This window comes from Flavobacterium branchiarum (assembly GCF_030409845.1).
GTDB classification, from domain to species: domain Bacteria; phylum Bacteroidota; class Bacteroidia; order Flavobacteriales; family Flavobacteriaceae; genus Flavobacterium; species Flavobacterium branchiarum.
Window position 1 is genome coordinate 1,254,298 of the sequence record NZ_JAUFQQ010000003.1, and the last position, 19,557, is coordinate 1,273,854.

The window sequence follows — 19,557 nt, forward strand, 5'->3', positions numbered from 1 at the left end:
ATTTACTCTACACATTTTATGTTTTCCATAAAGTAAGTTTCGGGATGATATACTTTATTGTCTAGTTCTGATGTGAACTCCTTTTTTAAGATATAATCTTCGATATCAGTTAAGTATTTAATGCGAATCATAGAGATCGGTGATTTTTTTAATTCTTCAAAATTATCTTTCAAAAACATAAAAATACCAGTATTTACGCGATTGTCAAATCCTTTTTCATCACGTATCAATGTTCCACAAGTTTCTTGATCGATATGAACTAGGGTTACAATTTTTCCATTGTTTAATTGTAAGTATAATTTTGAGTTTTTATCAAAACAGTTCGCTTTTATGAAGTCTTTGCTTTTTTTGATCATTTGTAAATTAAGGGTTGGTAAACCATCGGTTTGTGCCAAAGAAAAAAAGATATAACTAGCTGTTCCTGCAAAGTTTTTTTCAGAAATCATTTTTTCTTTAGTCGACTTATATGTCCCTAAAGAGTCAGTAATGTTTACAGAGTATTCACAATCTTTTTGTGCAAATAAATTAAAAGTTAATAAGAAAAAAGTTAAAGTAATTAGTTGTTTCATTGTTATTGTATTTTTTTACAAATTAAAACTATTTTATTGTCATTTCTATCAGTTGTAAAAAAACAATACAAATTTCCTCCATCTTTTATTTTCCATTTTTTTCGAATGGTTTCTACGCTATCAGGAAAGTTCCTTGTAGTGATGTTTGCTTGTTGATTCGAGAGATGCAGTTTCATTTCATTTTTAGTGTATGAAATGCTTTTTTGAATTTCAAAAGTTCTTCCCGGAAATGCAATTAGTTCGTCTGAAGTATATAAATGAGAATGTTTATGTAGTTTATCGATTTCATAAAAAGCTCCTACTTCGTCGAATCCGCCAGATTTCATGATTGCGCTATTCGGTTCGTATAAGTATTTTTTAGGTAAGCCATAAGCAACATATTCTGGTGCTTCACCCAATGAAAATTCAAAAGACTCTGTTTTGTCTTTTAAGATATTCGCAGTAGCAAGAGTTATATTGCCTAAGTAGTCTTTGTGTATTTCCCAAAGCAATTCTTTAACCTCATTATCGACAGCAATTATATGTATCGTTTTTACATTCTTTAGTTCAGATAATCCAGCTGATATATCTAATAAAGGAGCTGTTTTTATTAAAATAGAATCAGAGTTTTCAAAATAAAAGTCTAATAAATCGGGTACGTTGGGTAAGCAATCCCTTAACATAAAAACTTTACCTTTAGCATCGTTTCTTCTAGAAGGATCAATATAAATCCAATCCCATTTTTTATTTAGTTTCTTTAAAACTTCAAAACTATCTTCAGGATAGCACGTGCAATTATCAATTTTCAATTGTTTTAAATTATGTTCTACTATTGCTGATAAATCTGAGTTTAACTCGCAATGTGCCACATTTTTTATTTTTTTAGAAAAGTAATAATCATCAACACCAAAACCACCAGTTAAGTCTATAAGGCTATCTCCAGAAACTAAATTGGCTTTAAATTGTGCTGTTTTCTCAGAAGAAGTTTGTTCTACTGAAATTTTACTCGGATAGAGTATGTTATCAGTAGCAAACCAAGTTGGTAATTTATCTTTAGCTTTTGTTTTAGCCTCAATCTGATTTAGAATAGCAATCCATTCAATCTCTGGGAAAGGATTTTTTTGAAGAGCTAATTTAGAGACAGATTCATTTACTTTTTTATTTATAAAATCCTGAACAGAAGGATGTAAAAGGGCTAAATTCAAGGCTATATTTTTTCAGTTAATACAATAACAACTTTATTGTTTGGAAAAAATTCTTTGGCTATCACTTTAAGGCAAGTATAAAATGGGATAGCAATAATCATTCCTACGATTCCAAAAGTAATACCACTAATTAAGGTGATTAAAAATATTTCCAGCGGGTGCGAATTTACGCTTTTTGACGAAATAATCGGCTGGCTAATATTATTGTCGACGGCTTGAACTAATAAAAAGCCAATTACAATATATATAGTTTTAGGTAAGATTACAGTTTGAAAATCGGCACCAATTAAACTCATCATTGTTAATAAAGCGGCAAGAGTGGTTCCTATTAGCGGTCCAACATACGGAATGATATTTAGCACGGCACATAAAAAAGCAATAACAAATGCATTTTCACTTCCAAAAATGATAAGCACAATATAATACAGAATAAATACAACAGTTAATTGTAGTAACAAGCCTATAAAATAGCGGGTTAGTAAATGGTTTATTTTGGTAATCGAGTTGATAATTTTATCTTCATTATTGTCAGGAAGAATTCTTTTAGCATTTTCTTTAAATATGTTTTGATCTTTAATAAAGAAGAATGTAATAAAAAACACAGATACTAATCCCATTCCTAAACCAGCAAGCATATTTATGATAGAATTAATAAAGGCTGTAAAATAACTAAAATCTAGTTTAGAAGTTATTTCAGGGTTTTTTAATAGTGATTGAAGATCAATATGTTGTAAGTTGAAGTAATTCTCAAAATCACGCTCAATTAATAGGAGTTGTTCTTGTAGACTTTTAGTGTCTAGGAGCGATAAATTGTTAGCCTGTGATATAATTAAAGGAACAAACAATAGTATGAATCCGATCATCAATAAGACAAAGAAAACGACAGTTGTTGCCGCAGCAAAAGAACCACTGAATTTTAATTTATGTTTTAAGAAATTTACAAATGGGTTTGCAATTAAACACAATATTAATGAAACGCACAAGTAGATAATTACAGTTTGTATTTGATATAAGAAATACAAAATTAGCGATACTATCAATATAGTCGTGATAGCTCTTAAAATTCCAGTTGAAATTACTTTAGATGTAATCATAGTTTATCTTTCTTTAGAGCATAAATATAGAAAAAATGGAGGAAAATATTACAATTTTAAACTAAAAAAAGCAAGACGATTAAATCTTGCTTTTAATAATTATTAACACGTTATGTTATAAGGTTTTAAATTTAGATGCCAAAACCAGCTCTTGGTCCACCAGTTACAAACGTAGCGGCCATTCTGTTTTTTTGTCCTGTAGTAAACATATACATTCCAAGGTCATCAGTGTAATCCATATAATTCATAGTCATTTCTACAGGAGTTCCTGTACAAGTACTGTAATGAGGATAAGTAGGTACACCATAGTTAGCAGTATTATGTAAAGGAGTATCAAGTACAAAATCATTTCCGCAGGTTGCATCTCCCCAGATGTGACGTAAGTTCAACCAGTGACCTACTTCGTGTGTTCCAGTTCTTCCTAAGTTATAAGGAGCGGCAGCTGCACCCGATAATCCGAATGAATTACTATCTATTACAACTCCGTCAGTAGCTGCATTTCCTCCAGGAAATTGAGCATAACCTAATATACCACCACCAATTTTACAAGACCATATATTTAGTTTTGACGTTGGAGATGTTGGATTTAGACCACCAGAAGCCGTTTTTTTCATGGCATCAGCAGTTCCCCAAGAAGTTTTTGTTGTTGATTTTCTGTTTATTTTCTCTAGAACAAAGCTAATTTCAGTATTCGCTTTAACTCCAGCAAATATAGCAGGAACGTTTGCGTAATCTGGATTTTGAGCATTAAAATCTTTGTTTAATACATCGATTTGGGATTGAATTTGTGCGTCTGAAATATTTTCAGCAGCAGTCCTGTATAGTACATTTACTATAACAGGAATTTGAATTTTTCCATTTACCAATTTACCAGTTAGTATTTTGTTTTCTGTAAATGCTTCAATTTCATTCATTCTAATAGCCAATGTAGGATCGGCTTTTATTTGAGCTTCAAGAACATCTTGTGTTGCACAACCACGTTGATTAGCTACCATAGCTAGTGGGTCTGTAGATTCTGTTTTGTCATTTTGACAAGAGAAAAATAATAACGCTGTAAATGCGGATAAAACGACTTTTTTCATAATAATTTGGGGTTTTGTTATAAAATTTTAGTTTTGTTAATAATTAAAGCAATTTTATAACAAATATTTTAACAAGCAAAATTTTATTATTAATTTATTTATCAGAATTTACAAAACCCTTGTATAGCGTAGTTCTTACAAAAATAAGCAAACATTTAAAGCAGTGTAAATTCTTACTTTTGTATTTTTTTATGAGAAGTATGATCTTGATTTAATGCTAAGTATTGCCTTTTTTAAGAAGAATTGGAGCTTTTTATTAAATAAACCGCTTTAATAGGAGAAAGTGGCTACTAAATTCTATAAGCTTTCGTTAGTTAACCTTTCATTAATTAACGTTGTGATTGAAAATAGAGTATTTACTACCACATGAATATTGAGAAGCATTTGTAGTTCAAAAATAAGAAAAAAGTATTTATAAAGAAGTGATTTCGTATAATGCAATACTTGCGGCTTGTACAACATTCATGCTGCTGTTTTTTCCAAACATGTTAATGTGAACAATTTGATTCGAGATTTTTAAAAGTTCATCAGAAATCCCGTCAATTTCACTTCCTATTAAAAGTGCAATTTTTTTGTTTTCTGGAATTGTAACGTCTTTTAAAGGCTTACTATTGTTTGCAATTTCTAAAGCTATAATTTCAAAATCATTTTCAATTAAATGAAGAACCAAATCAGGGGTTTCTTCAATGATAGTATGAGGTACATGAAGATGAGTACTTCGAGAGGTTTTGTTTATTTTTCTAGGCGTTAACGGAATATCTTTTCCTAAAAAAATGATATTCTCAACCCCAAAGGCTTCACTTATTCTAAAAAGAGAACCAATATTTTGTTGAAAATAAATATGATCGCAAACTAGCGTTATAGGAAAATTTTTTCTTTCGAATTGTATTTCTTCGTGTGTTAATTGCACTTGATTTGAGTTAATTGGTAAAGATATAATTGATAATGTTTGCACCCATTTTTAGTGCTTTTTGGCGTACTTCGAGAGGGTCGTTATGTACTTCGGCATCTTCCCAACCATCGCCTAGGTCACATTGAAAAGTATAAATTAATACCAATTTGTTTTCGATGAAAATTCCAAATGCCTGAGGTCTTTTTCCGTCATGCTCATGGATTTTAGGGAGACCGTTTGAAAAAAGAAATGGTTTTTGAAAAATAGCGTGATTGGCAGGAAGTTCTACCAATTCACTATTTGGGAATATTTTTTTTATTTCTTTTCGAATATACTGATCCATTCCATAATTATCATCAATATGAAGAAAACCACCACCATATAAATAATTACGTAGATTAGTAACATCTGCATCGCTAAAAACTACATTTCCGTGACCAGTCATATGTACAAAAGGATAGGAAAGTAAATCAGGATTGCTAGGTTCTACCGTACCAGGTTTTGCTTTAATTCGGGTATTTATAGTTGCATTACAAAACTTTATCAAGTTAGGTAATGCAGTTGGATTTGCATACCAATCACCACCGCCACTATATTTTAGTAATGCAATTTCTTGCGAAAAAGAAGAGGCGGAAATAAATAAAAAAAGCAAAAATAGTTTCTTCATAACGGTAAAGTCAGAGATTAGTATTTTTAAATTTAAATTGTTTCATTAAAAAAAGCAACACTATGACAAGCAACTATTGCCGCAGTTTCTGTACGTAATCTTGTATTTCCTAAGGATACAGGTTGAAAGTTATTTTCGATAGCCAAAGCGATTTCCTTTTCTGAAAAATCACCTTCTGGGCCAATAAGTAGCGTTATGTCTTCATTAGGTTTTAAAACCGATTTTAATGTCTTTTTATCTGTTTCTTCGCAATGAGCAATCAACAGTGAACCTTTATTTTTACGTTTTACAAATTCCTTGAATGAAATAGCTTCATTTAGTTTAGGAAGATATAATTCGTTAGATTGTTTCATTGCTGATAAAATAATTTTTTCATAACGCTCAATATTAATTACTTTACGTTCCGATCTATCACAAATAATAGGTGTAATTTCATGAATTCCAATTTCAGTAGCTTTTTCTAGAAACCATTCGTAACGATCGTTCATTTTGGTTGGAGCAACCGCAAGATGCAAACGATATTTAGGATCAGGAGCTTTTTCAAATGAAATTATTTTAACAGTGCATTTATTATCAGAAGCCAAAGTGATTTCTGTTTCAAATAAATACCCTAGTCCATTTGTTACATGTAATATATCAGAATCTTTTTTTCGTAATACTTTTATAATATGTTTACTTTCTTCTTTATCAAAAGAAAATTCTTTAGTCGTTTCGTCAATATTAGGGTTGTAAAATAATTGCATAGTTTAAAATTGTATTCGTGCTTTAGAAACAACAGCAGCTGTTTCAAATTGTTCAGATAAATATTTTTGATAACCCACAATTCCAATCATTGCAGCATTATCGGTCGTGTATTCAAATTTCGGAATATAAGTTTTCCAACCGTATGTTTTTTCGCTTTCTTTCAGTCTGTTTCTTATTCCAGAATTAGCCGAAACTCCACCACCAATAGCAATTTGAGTAATTCCGGTTTCTTTTACCGCTAATTTTAATTTGTCCATTAAAATCTCGATAATTGTATATTGTATAGAAGCACAAATGTCATTTAGATTTTCTTCTATGAAATTTGGGTTTTCTAGTTTTTTCTTTTGAATAAAATATAAAATAGCCGTTTTTAAACCAGAGAAACTAAAATCAAGTCCAGGAACTTTAGGTTTTGTAAACGGAAATGCTTTTGGGTTTCCTAATTGAGCGTATTTATCAACAAGTGGGCCTCCAGGATAGGGAAGACCTAAAATTTTAGCACTTTTATCAAATGCTTCACCAACGGCATCATCAGTTGTTTCGCCAATAATTTGCATGTCAAAAAAACCATTTACTTTAATAACCTGAGTGTGACCACCACTAATAGTCAATGCTAAAAATGGAAAAGTTGGCTTGTCGTACCCTTCCTCATCAATAAAATGAGCCAAAATATGAGCATGCATGTGGTTAACGGCTATTAATGGAATATTTAAAGCTAATGCTAATGACTTGCTAAATGAGCTTCCAACTAGCAGTGATCCCATAAGTCCAGGGCCTTGTGTAAATGCGATGGCAGATAATTGATCTTTTTTAATATTGGCCTTACGAAGTGCCGCATCAATTACTGGAACTATGTTTTGTTGGTGCGCTCTTGAAGCAAGTTCAGGAACTACACCTCCATATTGTGTGTGAATCAGCTGGTTGGCAACAACATTTGATAGTACTTTGTCGTTAAGTAAAACAGCTGCCGCAGTATCATCGCAAGAACTTTCGATAGCAAGAATAAAAACCTCAGGATTTTGCATGTAAAGGCACGAATTTTGAATTATATTTGACGAATCAAATTTTGATTTTTTTATATTTAAAAGTAGAAGCCAAAATTAAAGAATTTTTATCAAAGGAACCTTCCTTTGGTTGCTCTAAATTAAATTTAAAGAAAAACTAAAAAAACAATCGGTATCAGAAAAATAAAAAAAATAGTATCTCGTTCCCTAATCGGACTAATTCTACTTTTGTTAGTGTTGGCTATCGCATTGTCTTTACCTGTTGTTCAGACCAAAATTGCAAATTATATTACAGACACATTAAACGCGGATTTTGGTACTCATATATCTGTTGATAAAGTTTCTGTAAGTGTTTTTGGAGGTGTAAAACTTAGGAAAGTTTTGATTATGGATCACCATAAAGATACTTTAATCTATTCTGATTTAGTTAAAACAAATATTTTAGGTGTTAAAAGAGTTCTTGATGGCGATTTAATTTTCGGTGAAATTCGTTTGACAGGTTTACTATTTAATTTAAAAACGTACAAAAACGAAAAAAAAACCAATCTCGATGTGTTTATTCATTCGTTTGAAACAGGAAAACCAATTCCTCCCAAAACAAAAAAATTCTTGCTTACTGCAAAAGATGCCTACATTACTAATGGGCATTTTATTTTAACAGATGAAAATCGACTCGTTCCAAAAGATGTTGACTTCACGAAGTTAAATGCACATATTAGCGATTTTAAGCTTCTTGGACCTGATGTAAGTACAAGGATTCATAAGTTATCATTTTTAGACCATAGAGGATTGTATGTTGCAAATTTAACATCACGATTTAGTTATACTAAGAAGCAAATGAAGTTAGAAAAGCTATCTATTTTAACTAAATATTCTAAAATATACGGAGCTGCTACTTTAAACTATCATATTGAGGATTTTGCTAAATTTACAGATAAAGTTCAGTTTGATGTTGCTTTAGATTCTGCAAATATTGGTTCAAATGACATCCGTTATTTTTATAAAGAGTTAGGTAAAGACCAGTATTTCCGTGTCAAATCAAAAATTGAAGGAACTCTAAATGATTTGAATTTAAAGCGACTTACATTAACAGATTTGCATAAATCTAATATTGTTGGAAATATAAATTTTAAAAACCTTTTTGGAAAAAACGGCCAAGAGTTTCTAATGAACGGAAAATTCGACAGACTCTCTTCAAGCTATGATAATCTTGTTGTTTTATTACCAAATGTGTTAGGGAAAAAATTACCTAAAGAATTACAAAGAATTGGTAAATTCACTATAGATGGTAAAGCAAAAGTTTCTAAAACAGAATTAGATGTCGATTTTTATATGACAACCGATTTAGGAAACGGCCTTGTTGATTTAAACATGAATGAAATCAACTTTATTGATAAAGCTTCCTATTCTGGTAATATAGTTTTAGAAAATTTTGATTTAGGTGCTTTATTAGGTCGAAAAGATATTGGAAAAACTACACTTAATTTAGATGTTGATGGAAAAGGATTTACCGAAAAGCACTTAAATACTGTAATCAAAGGAGATGTTCAGAAGTTTAATTACAATAATTACACATACAGTAATATAGTATTGAACGGTAATTTTAAATTGCCACATTATAAAGGAAAACTGTCTGTAAATGATCCAAACCTGAATATGACTTTTGATGGTTTGGTTGATTTAAGTAGAAGAGATAGTAAATATGATTTTCATATTAATGTTGAAAATGCCGATTTACATAAGCTGAGATTTATTAAAGATTCTGTATCTGTTTTTAAAGGAGATGTTGTAGTTCAGGTTGCTGGAAATACAATCGAAAATCTTCAAGGAAATATCAGTATTAATGATGCAATTTATCAAAATCCAAAATCAACCTATGTTTTTGATCAAGTCAATATTAGTTCAAATTTTGATGTCGATAAAATTCGTACCATTACTATAAATTCGACCGATGTTGTTAATGGTGAAATTGTAGGTAAATTTAAATTCAATCAACTTGAAAATCTAGTTGCAAATTCAGTAGGTAGTTTATATGCTAATTACAAGCCGTTGAAAGTGAGTAAAGGACAGTTTTTACGCTTTGATTTTACGGTTTACAATAAAATAATTGAAATATTTTATCCAGATATTGAACTAGCAACCAATACGATTGTTAGAGGGAAAATTGATGCTGATAAACAAGAGTTTAAGCTTAAATTTAATTCACCTCAGATAAAAGCTGCACAGAATACTTTTGATAATATAAGGGTTTCTGTAGATAATAAGAATCCTCTATATAATGCATATGTAGAACTCGATAGTATTAAAACCAAGTACTATAAAGTGCGTGATTTTAGTTTGATCAACGTAACTATGAACGATACTTTATTTGTAAGGTCAGAGTTTAAAGGAGGTTCAAAAGGAGAAGATTTTTTCAACTTCAACTTATATCATACGATAGATAAAAATAAAAACAACATTGTCGGAATAAATAAATCAGAGTTGAAGTTTAAAAACTCAATGTGGTATTTAAATGAAAAAGACGAGCCCGATAATCAGATAATTTTCGATAAGAAATTTAAAAATTTTGATATCGATAATATTATTTTGTCTCACCAAAGTCAGCAAATAGAATTGGTCGGGCAAATAAAAGATGGCGATTATAAAGATTTGAAATTGAGTTTTAAAGATGTTGATCTTAATAAAATTACACCAGCTAATGAAAAGCTTGTTTTGAATGGTGATATTAATGGAGAGATTAATTTTAAGCAAAAAAAGAATGCTTATCAGCCAACTGCTTCAATTCAAATCAATAAATTGAATGTGAACAAAACCGACTTAGGAGCTTTGAATTTTAATATTGCTGGAGATGAAAACCTAAGGAAATTTACAATAAATTCATCTGTAGAAAATGATAAATCGGAGTTATTTAAGTTATTTGGAACCTTCGAAATTATTAATAAAGAAACGATACTCGATTTACAATTAAAGTTTGATACATTCAATTTAGCAGCTATTAATACTTTAGGAGGTGATGTGCTGTCTAATATTAGAGGCTATGTTTCTGGAAATGCCGCAATAATTGGTAATTTAAAAAGACCAGACGTAAATGGACGCTTGTATTTAGATAAAGCAGGAATGACGATTCCTTATTTGAATATTGATTATCAATTAAGTGATAAGACAATTGTTGATGTAACGGATGAAAAGTTTTTATTAAGAAACAATACAATTACGGATACTAAATATAATACCAAAGGAATTTTAAATGGTGTTGTAGAGCATAATAATTTTACCGATTGGAAACTCGATTTAGATATTAGTTCAAAAAGATTACTCGCATTAGATACAAAAGATAGCGAAGATGCTGCTTACTTTGGAACGGCATTTATTAATGGTAAAGCCACTATAAAAGGGCCAACTTCTGCATTGTTTATTAAGGTAGATGCAAAATCAGAAAAAGGAACATCAGTAAAAATTCCTATCAATGATGCACAAACAATGAGTGATAATAATTTCATCCATTTTGTTACTGCCAAAGAAAAATACAATCTAGCAAACGGAATTGTTGAAAACACAAGGAATTATAATGGTCTTGAGTTGGAATTTGATTTTGATATTACCTCAGACGCAGAGGTTGAAGTCATCCTAGATAGGAACTCTGGTCATGGAATGAAAGGTAAGGGGTTTGGATCGTTACTGTTTAAAATTAATACACTTGGTAAGTTCAATATGTGGGGGGATTTCCAGGCATATGAAGGAACGTATAATTTTAAATACGGAGGATTAATCGATAAGAAATTTATAGTACGAAAAGGAGGTTCGATTTCATGGGAAGGTAATCCGATGAAGGCGCAGTTAAATCTTGAAGCTGTTTATAAAACATCTGCAAATCCAGCGGTTTTACTTGAGAACTCTTCATTTAGTAAAAAAGTGCCAGTAGAGGTGGTGATAGGTATTCGTGGGGATTTAACAAGCCCAGAGCCAGATTTTAATATCGATTTTCCAACAGTTAGTAATGTGTTGAAATCTGAAATTCAATATAAATTGGTAGATAAAGATGTTCGACAAACACAAGCACTTTATTTATTATCTTCTGGAGGGTTTTTGAGTCCTGAAGGGGTGAGCCAATCTGATTTTTCTAGTAGTTTGTTTGAAACGGCTAGTAATTTATTAGGAGGGATAATTCATTCTGATAGCGATAAAATTGATATCGGTTTTACCTATACTTCAGCAGATAGAAGACTTGGACAGGAAGCAGATGGTCAATTTGCAGCGACAATTTCGTCACAAATCAATGAAAGAATTACCATAAACGGAAAAGTGGGAGTTCCAGTTGGAGGGATCAATGAATCTGCTATTGTAGGTGATGTCGAAGTGCAATACAGAGTTAATGAAGATGGAAGTATGAACTTGCGTCTGTTTAATAGAGAAAACGATATTAATTATATAGGACAAGGAATTGGTTATACCCAAGGTATGGGAGTTTCGTACGAAGTCGATTTTGATACTTTTAGGGAGTTGGTAAATAAGATATTTAAGAATAATAAATTAGAACGCGCCATTAAAGGATCAAACACTAGTGATGATTTTCAAGATTCATCTATAGATCCAGCTTATCTTGATTTCTCAAAATCAAAAAAAACTAATAAAAAAGATAAAGAAAAGGTAAAACCTAATACGCAAGGATTAATCCCTGAAGAAGATTAGCAAACGTACATGTATTAATGTGTTTTAGTTTTGTTAATCTTTTTTTTACCCCTCTTAATTTTCTTATCTTTAAATTTGATTGTCTTTCAAATTTTTAACACTTCAATCAAGTATTGTTATTTTTAAATTATCAATTAAAATAAATGCCTTTTTTTATTTTATTGATTTTTTTTTACTGTCCAAAAACTTATTAACGAAAACGTTTGAATTTAACATATTTTATTAACTTATTATAAATATAGCTCGAATAGTGGCGAATGTTTGTTAATTTTACCCTTTAATACTTAAATAATGCCAAAAACAATAAAAAAAGTTGGTGTTCTTACATCAGGAGGAGACTCACCAGGAATGAATGCAGCCATTCGAGCAGTAGTTCGAACTTGTGCTTATCATAACATCGAATGTATCGGAATTTATAGAGGCTATCAAGGAATGATTGAAGGAGACTTCAAAGAGATGGGACCTCGAAGTGTAAATAATATTGTAAATAAAGGAGGAACGATTTTAAAATCGGCTCGTTCATTGGAATTTAAAACTCCCGAAGGAAGAAAAAAAGCTCATGAGAATCTTGTAAAAGCAGGAATTGATGCGTTTGTAGTAATAGGTGGTGATGGAAGTTTTACAGGAGGTTTATTATTCAACTCAGAATTTGATTTTCCAATAATGGGAATTCCTGGAACCATAGATAATGATATTTTTGGAACGAGTCATACTTTAGGATATGATACCGCTCTAAATACAGTTGTAGATTGTATTGACAAAATACGTGATACAGCGAGTTCTCATAACCGTTTGTTCTTTGTAGAGGTAATGGGAAGAGATGCAGGACATATTGCTCTTAATGCAGGAATTGGTGCTGGAGCTGAAGAGATTCTTATTCCAGAAGAAGATTTAGGTTTAGAAAGGTTATTAGAATCACTTCAAAAAAGTAAAGCTTCAGGAAAATCATCAAGTATTGTTGTAATTGCTGAGGGAGACAAAATTGGTAAAAATGTATTCGAATTAAAAGATTATGTTGAAGCTAATTTACCAGAATATGATGTTAGAGTTTCTGTTTTAGGACATATGCAACGTGGAGGTTCACCTTCATGTTTTGACCGTGTTCTTGCAAGTAGATTAGGTGTAAAAGCTGTTGAATCTTTGATTGACGGAAAATCAAATTTCATGGTTGGTTTGCAAAATGATAAGGTAACATTAACACCTTTGGAGCAAGCTATTAAAGGAAAAAGTGAGATTGATAGAGAATTGCTACGCGTTTCGGATATCATGTCAACATAATATAGAATAAAGAGTTAAGATTAAGGTTTATTGTGAGGAAATTAGACTTTGAAAATAAGTAGAATAAACAAAAAAAATAAATAAAAATTTAGAAAAATGTCAAAAGTAAAATTAGGAATAAACGGATTTGGAAGAATTGGAAGAATTGTTTTCAGAGAATCTTTCAATAGAGATAATGTAGAGGTAGTAGCAATCAATGACTTGCTTGATGTAGATCATTTAGCCTATTTATTAAAGTATGATTCAGTTCACGGACGTTTTAATGGTACTGTAGAGGTAAAAGAAGGTGAACTTTATGTAAACGGAAATCACATTCGTGTTACTGCAGAAAGAGAGCCAGCTAACCTTAAATGGAACGAAGTAAATGTAGATGTTGTTGCTGAATGTACTGGATTTTTTACAACTATCGAAACTGCAAATGCACACATTACAGGTGGTGCTAAAAAAGTAATTATTTCTGCTCCATCAGCAGATGCTCCAATGTTTGTAATGGGAGTAAACCACGAGACAGCAAAAGCTTCAGATACTGTAGTTTCTAATGCTTCTTGTACTACAAACTGTTTAGCTCCATTGGCTAAAGTTATTCATGATAACTTTGAAATCGTTGAAGCTTTAATGACAACTGTTCATGCTACAACTTCAACTCAAATGACAACAGATGGTCCTTCTAGAAAAGACTGGAGAGGTGGTCGTGCGGCTAACTTAAATATCATTCCTTCATCAACTGGTGCTGCAAAAGCAGTTGGTAAAGTTATTCCTTCGTTAAACGGAAAATTAACAGGTATGTCAATGCGTGTTCCTACTGCTGACGTTTCTGTAGTTGATTTAACTGTAAAAGTTGCTAAAGAAACTTCTTATGAAGAAATTATGGCAGTTTTGAAAAAAGCTTCAGAAACTACAATGAAAGGTATCTTAGGATATACTGAAGATTTAGTTGTGTCTCAAGATTTTATCTCTGACCCTAGAACTTCTATCGTTGATGCTCATGCTGGAATTGGATTAAATTCTACTTTCTTTAAATTAGTATCTTGGTATGATAATGAGTATGGATACTCAAGTAAATTAATTGACTTATCTGTGCATATCGCAGGTCTTAAATAATTTTATATACATTTCAAAATCCCGTTATTGAATAGATAGCGGGATTTTTTATTATTTTGTTTGACTCTCAATAATGTAAAAAATTACACTTAATATTGTATGATGAAAAACTAAACCGAAAACTAAATAAAATAAAATGAAATTAATAGTTGATAGTGGTTCTACTAAAGCAGATTGGATAGCAATTGATGATAATGGCAAGATATTATTCACAACACAAACCTTAGGATTAAATCCTGAAATTCTTAATGGTGATGAAATCGTAACCCGATTAAATGACCGTTTTGATATTCTACAAAATAAAAATGCAGCGACACATTTGTTCTTTTACGGAGCAGGTTGTGGTACTGATAGAATGAAAATTTCTCTATCTCAAATTTTTCAAGAATATTTCGTTAATGCAATTGTTGATGTTCACGAAGATACTTATGCTGCAGTATATGCAACTACCCCAAAAGGAGAAAAAGCAATTGTTAGCATCTTAGGAACAGGATCTAATTGTAGTTATTTTGATGGTAAGCAATTATATCAAAAAGTGCAATCATTGGGTTATATTGCTATGGATGATTGTAGTGGTAATGTTTTTGGGAAAGAATTAATTAGAAAATATTACTTTAATAAAATGCCTCAGGAATTGGCTGTTGAATTTGCAAAAGAATACAACATGGATCCTGATTTTATTAAAAACAAGTTATATAAAGAACCAAATCCAAATGCTTATTTAGCTACTTTTGCTAAGTTCTTGATTAAGCATAAAGATTCTGAGTTTTGCAGAAAAATCATCTTCAAAGGGATGAAATCATTTGTTAAGAATTACATTAGACAATTCGATAATTGTAAAGAAGTTCCAGTTCATTTTGTTGGTTCAATTGCTTTCTATTTAAAAGATGAATTGCAAGAAACTTTTGATAAATACGAATTGCAGTTAGGTAACGTTTTAAGACGTCCAATCGATGGGCTTATTGCATATCATATATCTAATAAATAAAAGTAAATGAAACGTATGGAGATTGCTATTATAGCCCATGATGGTAAGAAAGCGGACATGGTTCAGTTTTTGAATAAAAACAAAACCCTCCTACTTAATGAAAATATTAAGCTTATCGCAACAGGAACTACTGGAGGCAAGGCGATAAACGCTGGTTTTAAAGTCAAAAAAATGCTTTCAGGACCTATGGGAGGTGATGCTCAAATTGCTGCAAGAGTAGCAGAGGGAAAGACACAATTGGTTTTCTTTTTCAAGGATCCGCTTGCTAGTCATGCTCATGAGGTAGATATCAATATGTTAATTCGTGTTTGTGATGTGCATAATGTTCCATTAGCGACTAACGAAGCTTCTGCGCAGTTGATATTAAATGCCATCGCGTTACAATTGTAATAGACATACATTAAAATTTATAACGAACCGTTTCAATATTGAGACGGTTTTTTTATGTCTTATTTGTTTTAAAATTCAAGAATAAGTGCATCATCATAGCTAATTTAAAAAGACATCGTGTGTAAAAAGATCTATGCGAAAGCCTGTGGAGTAGTAAGTTTTTTTTATTCGAAATTTTTTAACCACAACTTTGTCCTTCTGAAGAACGAAGACCCGAGCGACTGCGAACAGACGAAGTAATCTCTGCAAGAAACTAACGCAAGAAACTAACGCAAAGTATTTCCTAGATTGTCGTGTTACTAGGTGCAATTACTTCGTCAATTTGATATGGATCGGGTCTTGATTTTTTAAAAGAACAAGTTTTTGGGTCAAGACGAATTTTTGGAGAATCAAGATACGTAATGTCGGATTTTGTAGAAAAAAGTTTAGTGTTAGCTACTTGATGAGAATTTTGTCTTCCCTTAAGTTTTCATATTGATCCTATAAAAGCTTTTTCCTATGGAATAGAGTCGTTTTAAGAGGTGATTTTGTCCTAAGTGAGAATTCCTTGAAAGAATTGAATAAGTACTATATATGCTAAGGATAAAAATAGGTAGAGTTTTTTTTTTTTTTTCTTTAGTTGAAGAAGAATCAAACCATTAAGAAGAAGTTTTGCAAAAGAAGATGCAATATACTTACGTATTAGTGTACAATGTGCCGTTTGCTACTGTAAGCCTCGGCACATTAGTACTATATGTTATCGGATTGCTATTATAGAAATCTCTACGTTTACGTTTTTAGGCAAACAAGCTACCTGAACAGTTTCGCGCGCAGGAGCTGTTTTTTCATCAAAATAAGATCCGTACACACTATTTATAGCCGCAAAATTATTCATATCCATTATAAAAATAGTTGCTTTTACGATGTGTTCAAAAGTCATATCTGCCGCTTCTAAAATAGCAGCTATGTTTTGCATTACTTGTTTAGTTTCATCAAGAATGTTATCTGTAATTAATTCTCCAGATTGTGGGTTAATTGCGATTTGACCCGATGCATAAAGAGTGTCATTCTTTAAAACAGCTTGGTTGTATGGGCCAATTGGAGCAGGAGCATTTTCGGTAAATATGATTTTTTTCATGATTTTATCAATTTAAATTAAATGTGTTTTAGTTTTTAGCAGATTAATTTATCTGTTTATAGTACTTCTTTTGTTCCATTTAATGTCACTAAGAACCCCAGATTTTATTCCAATGAAAAAGTTCCAGTTTGAATATGGTCCAATAGGAGTCCAGTTAAAATCCATTCTCCAACTTAATAAATCTCTTTCGAAACGAAGCTGCGTAAAAGTGACTCCCTTTTGTACAAAATCATAACCTGTAGATATACCGCCTTTCCACTTTGGTGTAATATCCATGTTTGCAGAAACCATTATAGAGTTTCCTATGATTTTGTTTTCTCTCATGTTATTTCCGTAGGTTAGGGAGTAAGCCAAAGTCATATCCCAAGGAAGTTTTGCATTAAAAAACTCGGTTATTGCATTGTCTTCATCATCTTCAGAACCGTCAAATTGGCTTCTACGACTGTCATTTAAATCTGTGTTTCTTCCAAATAAATCATCCTCACGACCACCATTTCTTGTGTTTTGGCTGTTTGGGTCTTCTTTTTTGTTTTTGTTTTTATCTCTGCTTGAAATAGAGTAGTTCAATGTCATGTTTGCACTTGTCATTCTGAATAAACTACCTCCATTGTCAATATTGAAAACATTTATTTGTTTTCCAGCATTATCAATTGCATATGGGTTTAATGTAGCGCCAAAATTAATGTTCATTTTGTTTTCAAGAAGCTGTGTTCCTCCACTAACTCTTAGTGGTTGCCATGCAAATGATGAGATTCCGTCGGCATTAAAATTATAACTTGTAGAAAAGTTTAAATTGTTAAGTAACATTATCTTTTTAGGTTCTGTTTTTGTGCTGTCTCTATCTGTGACTTTTGCTTCAAAAGTATTGCTTAAATCAAATCCTACAATATTGGAGTTGTTGTTTCCAGGTGCTCCAAATATACCGCCCTCAAATCGGCTATACTCTTTCATTATAGTTCCTGTTGCATCAGCAGAGTAGGTGTCGTAATATTTATCGAAACTAGGAGTGTATCCATAAGAAATGGATGGACGCATTACGTGGCGAATCGATTTTATTTTCTTGTCTTCACCAAAATTAAATGTACCATATATAGTTGTACCAAGGCTTGAGCTAAATGAGTAGGTTCTATATGCATCAAAACCATTGACTGTTTTATCAATTACTTTGTTTTGATCTGCGTCGTACATCTTTTCGATGGTTTTTGTTTGCCATACTTCTTGGTAATTTGCAGTTGTACTTGCGCTAAAATATTTGAATAATTTAAAGTTAGTACTTATTGGAATACTATGTTTAGCTCCAATTTTTGCATCATCAAACATTTGAGGTTTGAAAAATAGAGAATCGGTTGTTACGATACTATTCTTACCACTCAGGTTGTATTGAAAGTTAATGTTTTTAATGAATCCTTTTTTAACTCCGTTTTTCCCTGCGAATGGGTAAATTCGATCAACACTCGCTTCTAATGTTGGTAAAGTCATATTGATGACTTCGGTTTGTGTATTTTGAGAGTGTGTCGCAGTTAACGATGTACGTATTTGTGGTAGCGTATTAAACGTTTTACTGTAAGAAACAGATGAGCTTAAAGTATTATTTAAGTTAGATCCAATATTGGCTTGGTTAATAGATTGTTTAAAATATTTACTACTACCCATATTCACCGAAGCAGAAAAGCTTGAATTCGGACTAGACTTTGTGTCTTTAGAGTGTGACCACTGAATGTTGTAAATGTTTTGTTTTGAGTAATCTGGATATCCTCTTTCACTTGATATCAAGTTTTCAAAACGAACATTTATATTACCTCTGTATTTGTATCTTTTTGCATAGGATGATTCAAAACGCATAGCATAACTTCCGTTTGTATAGTAATCTCCTAAAACCGTTAAATCATAGTTATCGCTTAGGGCAAAATAATAACCACCATTTTGTAATGAGAATCCTCTAGTATTAGAGTCATTATAACTTGGTAGAATTAACCCAGAGATACTTTTTTCAGACGACATAGGGAAATACGCAAAAGGCAACGCAATAGGAGTGGGTACATCCGCAATTACCATATTGGTTAATCCGGTGATTACTTTTTTTCCAGGAATAAATTTAACTTTACTTGTTTGAAAGTAGTATTCAGGATTGTCAACATCCTTTGCAGTTGTAAAACGAGCTCCTTTTAGAAAATAAACAGAGTCGTTTTCTTTTTTTGTGATACTGGCTTTGATTCTAAATTCACCTTGTTCAGATCTTGAATTCCAGATTAAAGCTTTTTTTGTTTTAAAATTAAATCGAATAGAGTCAGGTTCAACCGCACTTGCTCCTTGTTTGAAATTAGGATATTGAGAGTAAACACCTGCTGAATCTTTGAGACGACCTGCATAAACTTCATTTTTTTCGTAATCTAAAACAATGATACCTGATTTTAGTTCAACATCTTGGTAGTATAACTCCGCTTCATTATATAAGGTAATGAGTTTTCGTTTTTGATCAATCTTAGCATAATCTTTGGCTTTGTATCTTACTTTGCCATCAAGAAAAGGTTTTTTAGGTTTTATACTATCGACTTTTATGGAATCTATAGTTGTTGTTTTTGTGCTATCTGGCTGTATATTAGCGTTTATAGCTTTCTTTTTTTTGTTCGTGTCTTGTGAATATATATTAGCACTTCCTAATGTTAGGAAAAATGATAATAAAACGATATTAAATAAGTTTGTATGCAAAGGTTTAAATACTATTTTTGTAAAAATATGGCTTGTTTTTTTGACATGT

The 19,557-nt window shown here is 31.5% G+C and carries 15 protein-coding genes; 5 read left to right on the forward strand and 10 right to left on the reverse strand.

Features of this window, described 5'->3' with window-relative positions; genetic code table 11:
• Window positions 1-2: 2 nt before the first annotated feature.
• The 8 genes from QWY99_RS06335 to tsaD form a co-directional block, all read right to left on the reverse strand.
• Window positions 3-569, reverse strand: a complete 567-nt coding sequence (locus QWY99_RS06335) for a hypothetical protein (RefSeq protein WP_290262844.1) — start codon at window positions 567-569, stop codon at window positions 3-5.
• Window positions 570-571: 2 nt separating this feature from the next.
• The gene (locus tag QWY99_RS06340) at window positions 572-1,753 is read right to left on the reverse strand and encodes a THUMP-like domain-containing protein (protein WP_290262847.1); all 1,182 of its coding nucleotides are present in this window, start codon (window positions 1,751-1,753) and stop codon (window positions 572-574) included.
• Window positions 1,754-1,755: 2 nt separating this feature from the next.
• On the reverse strand, window positions 1,756-2,847 hold the full coding sequence (locus tag QWY99_RS06345) for an AI-2E family transporter (RefSeq protein WP_290262848.1): 1,092 nt from the start codon (window positions 2,845-2,847) through the stop codon (window positions 1,756-1,758).
• A gap of 131 nt (window positions 2,848-2,978) precedes the next feature.
• Window positions 2,979-3,929 carry a zinc metalloprotease gene (locus QWY99_RS06350; protein WP_290262851.1) on the reverse strand — a complete coding sequence of 317 codons (951 nt, stop codon included), beginning with the start codon at window positions 3,927-3,929 and terminating at the stop codon, window positions 2,979-2,981.
• A 412-nt stretch (window positions 3,930-4,341) separates the two neighbouring features.
• Entirely contained in the window at window positions 4,342-4,839 is a 498-nt protein-coding gene (locus QWY99_RS06355; RefSeq protein ID WP_353960567.1) for a TrmH family RNA methyltransferase, read from the reverse strand.
• Between the two features lie 10 nt (window positions 4,840-4,849).
• Entirely contained in the window at window positions 4,850-5,488 is a 639-nt protein-coding gene (locus tag QWY99_RS06360; protein WP_290262854.1) for a DUF4159 domain-containing protein, read from the reverse strand.
• A gap of 32 nt (window positions 5,489-5,520) precedes the next feature.
• Complete coding sequence (locus tag QWY99_RS06365; protein ID WP_290262856.1) at window positions 5,521-6,231, reverse strand: 16S rRNA (uracil(1498)-N(3))-methyltransferase; 711 nt, start codon at window positions 6,229-6,231, stop codon at window positions 5,521-5,523.
• Between the two features lie 3 nt (window positions 6,232-6,234).
• The gene (tsaD, locus tag QWY99_RS06370; protein ID WP_290262858.1) at window positions 6,235-7,257 is read right to left on the reverse strand and encodes a tRNA (adenosine(37)-N6)-threonylcarbamoyltransferase complex transferase subunit TsaD; all 1,023 of its coding nucleotides are present in this window, start codon (window positions 7,255-7,257) and stop codon (window positions 6,235-6,237) included.
• 207 nt (window positions 7,258-7,464) lie between these two features.
• Between tsaD and QWY99_RS06375 the strand changes: the two genes are divergently transcribed.
• From QWY99_RS06375 to QWY99_RS06395, 5 genes are all read left to right on the forward strand, one after another.
• On the forward strand, window positions 7,465-11,925 hold the full coding sequence (locus QWY99_RS06375; RefSeq protein WP_290262860.1) for a translocation/assembly module TamB domain-containing protein: 4,461 nt from the start codon (window positions 7,465-7,467) through the stop codon (window positions 11,923-11,925).
• A gap of 291 nt (window positions 11,926-12,216) precedes the next feature.
• Window positions 12,217-13,203 (forward strand): 6-phosphofructokinase, encoded by a 987-nt coding sequence (gene pfkA, locus QWY99_RS06380; RefSeq protein ID WP_290262862.1) that lies wholly within the window; start codon window positions 12,217-12,219, stop codon window positions 13,201-13,203.
• Between the two features lie 96 nt (window positions 13,204-13,299).
• Entirely contained in the window at window positions 13,300-14,304 is a 1,005-nt protein-coding gene (gap, locus tag QWY99_RS06385; protein WP_290262864.1) for a type I glyceraldehyde-3-phosphate dehydrogenase, read from the forward strand.
• A gap of 136 nt (window positions 14,305-14,440) precedes the next feature.
• Window positions 14,441-15,292 carry an N-acetylglucosamine kinase gene (locus QWY99_RS06390; RefSeq protein WP_290262866.1) on the forward strand — a complete coding sequence of 284 codons (852 nt, stop codon included), beginning with the start codon at window positions 14,441-14,443 and terminating at the stop codon, window positions 15,290-15,292.
• Window positions 15,293-15,307: 15 nt separating this feature from the next.
• Window positions 15,308-15,682: a methylglyoxal synthase gene (locus tag QWY99_RS06395; RefSeq protein ID WP_290265353.1), complete on the forward strand. Its 375-nt coding sequence runs from the start codon at window positions 15,308-15,310 to the stop codon at window positions 15,680-15,682.
• Between the two features lie 736 nt (window positions 15,683-16,418).
• Here QWY99_RS06395 and QWY99_RS06400 read toward each other — a convergent pair.
• Window positions 16,419-16,799 (reverse strand): RidA family protein, encoded by a 381-nt coding sequence (locus QWY99_RS06400; RefSeq protein WP_290262868.1) that lies wholly within the window; start codon window positions 16,797-16,799, stop codon window positions 16,419-16,421.
• Window positions 16,800-16,847: 48 nt separating this feature from the next.
• Complete coding sequence (locus QWY99_RS06405; RefSeq protein WP_290262870.1) at window positions 16,848-19,508, reverse strand: putative LPS assembly protein LptD; 2,661 nt, start codon at window positions 19,506-19,508, stop codon at window positions 16,848-16,850.
• Window positions 19,509-19,557 lie beyond the last annotated feature (49 nt).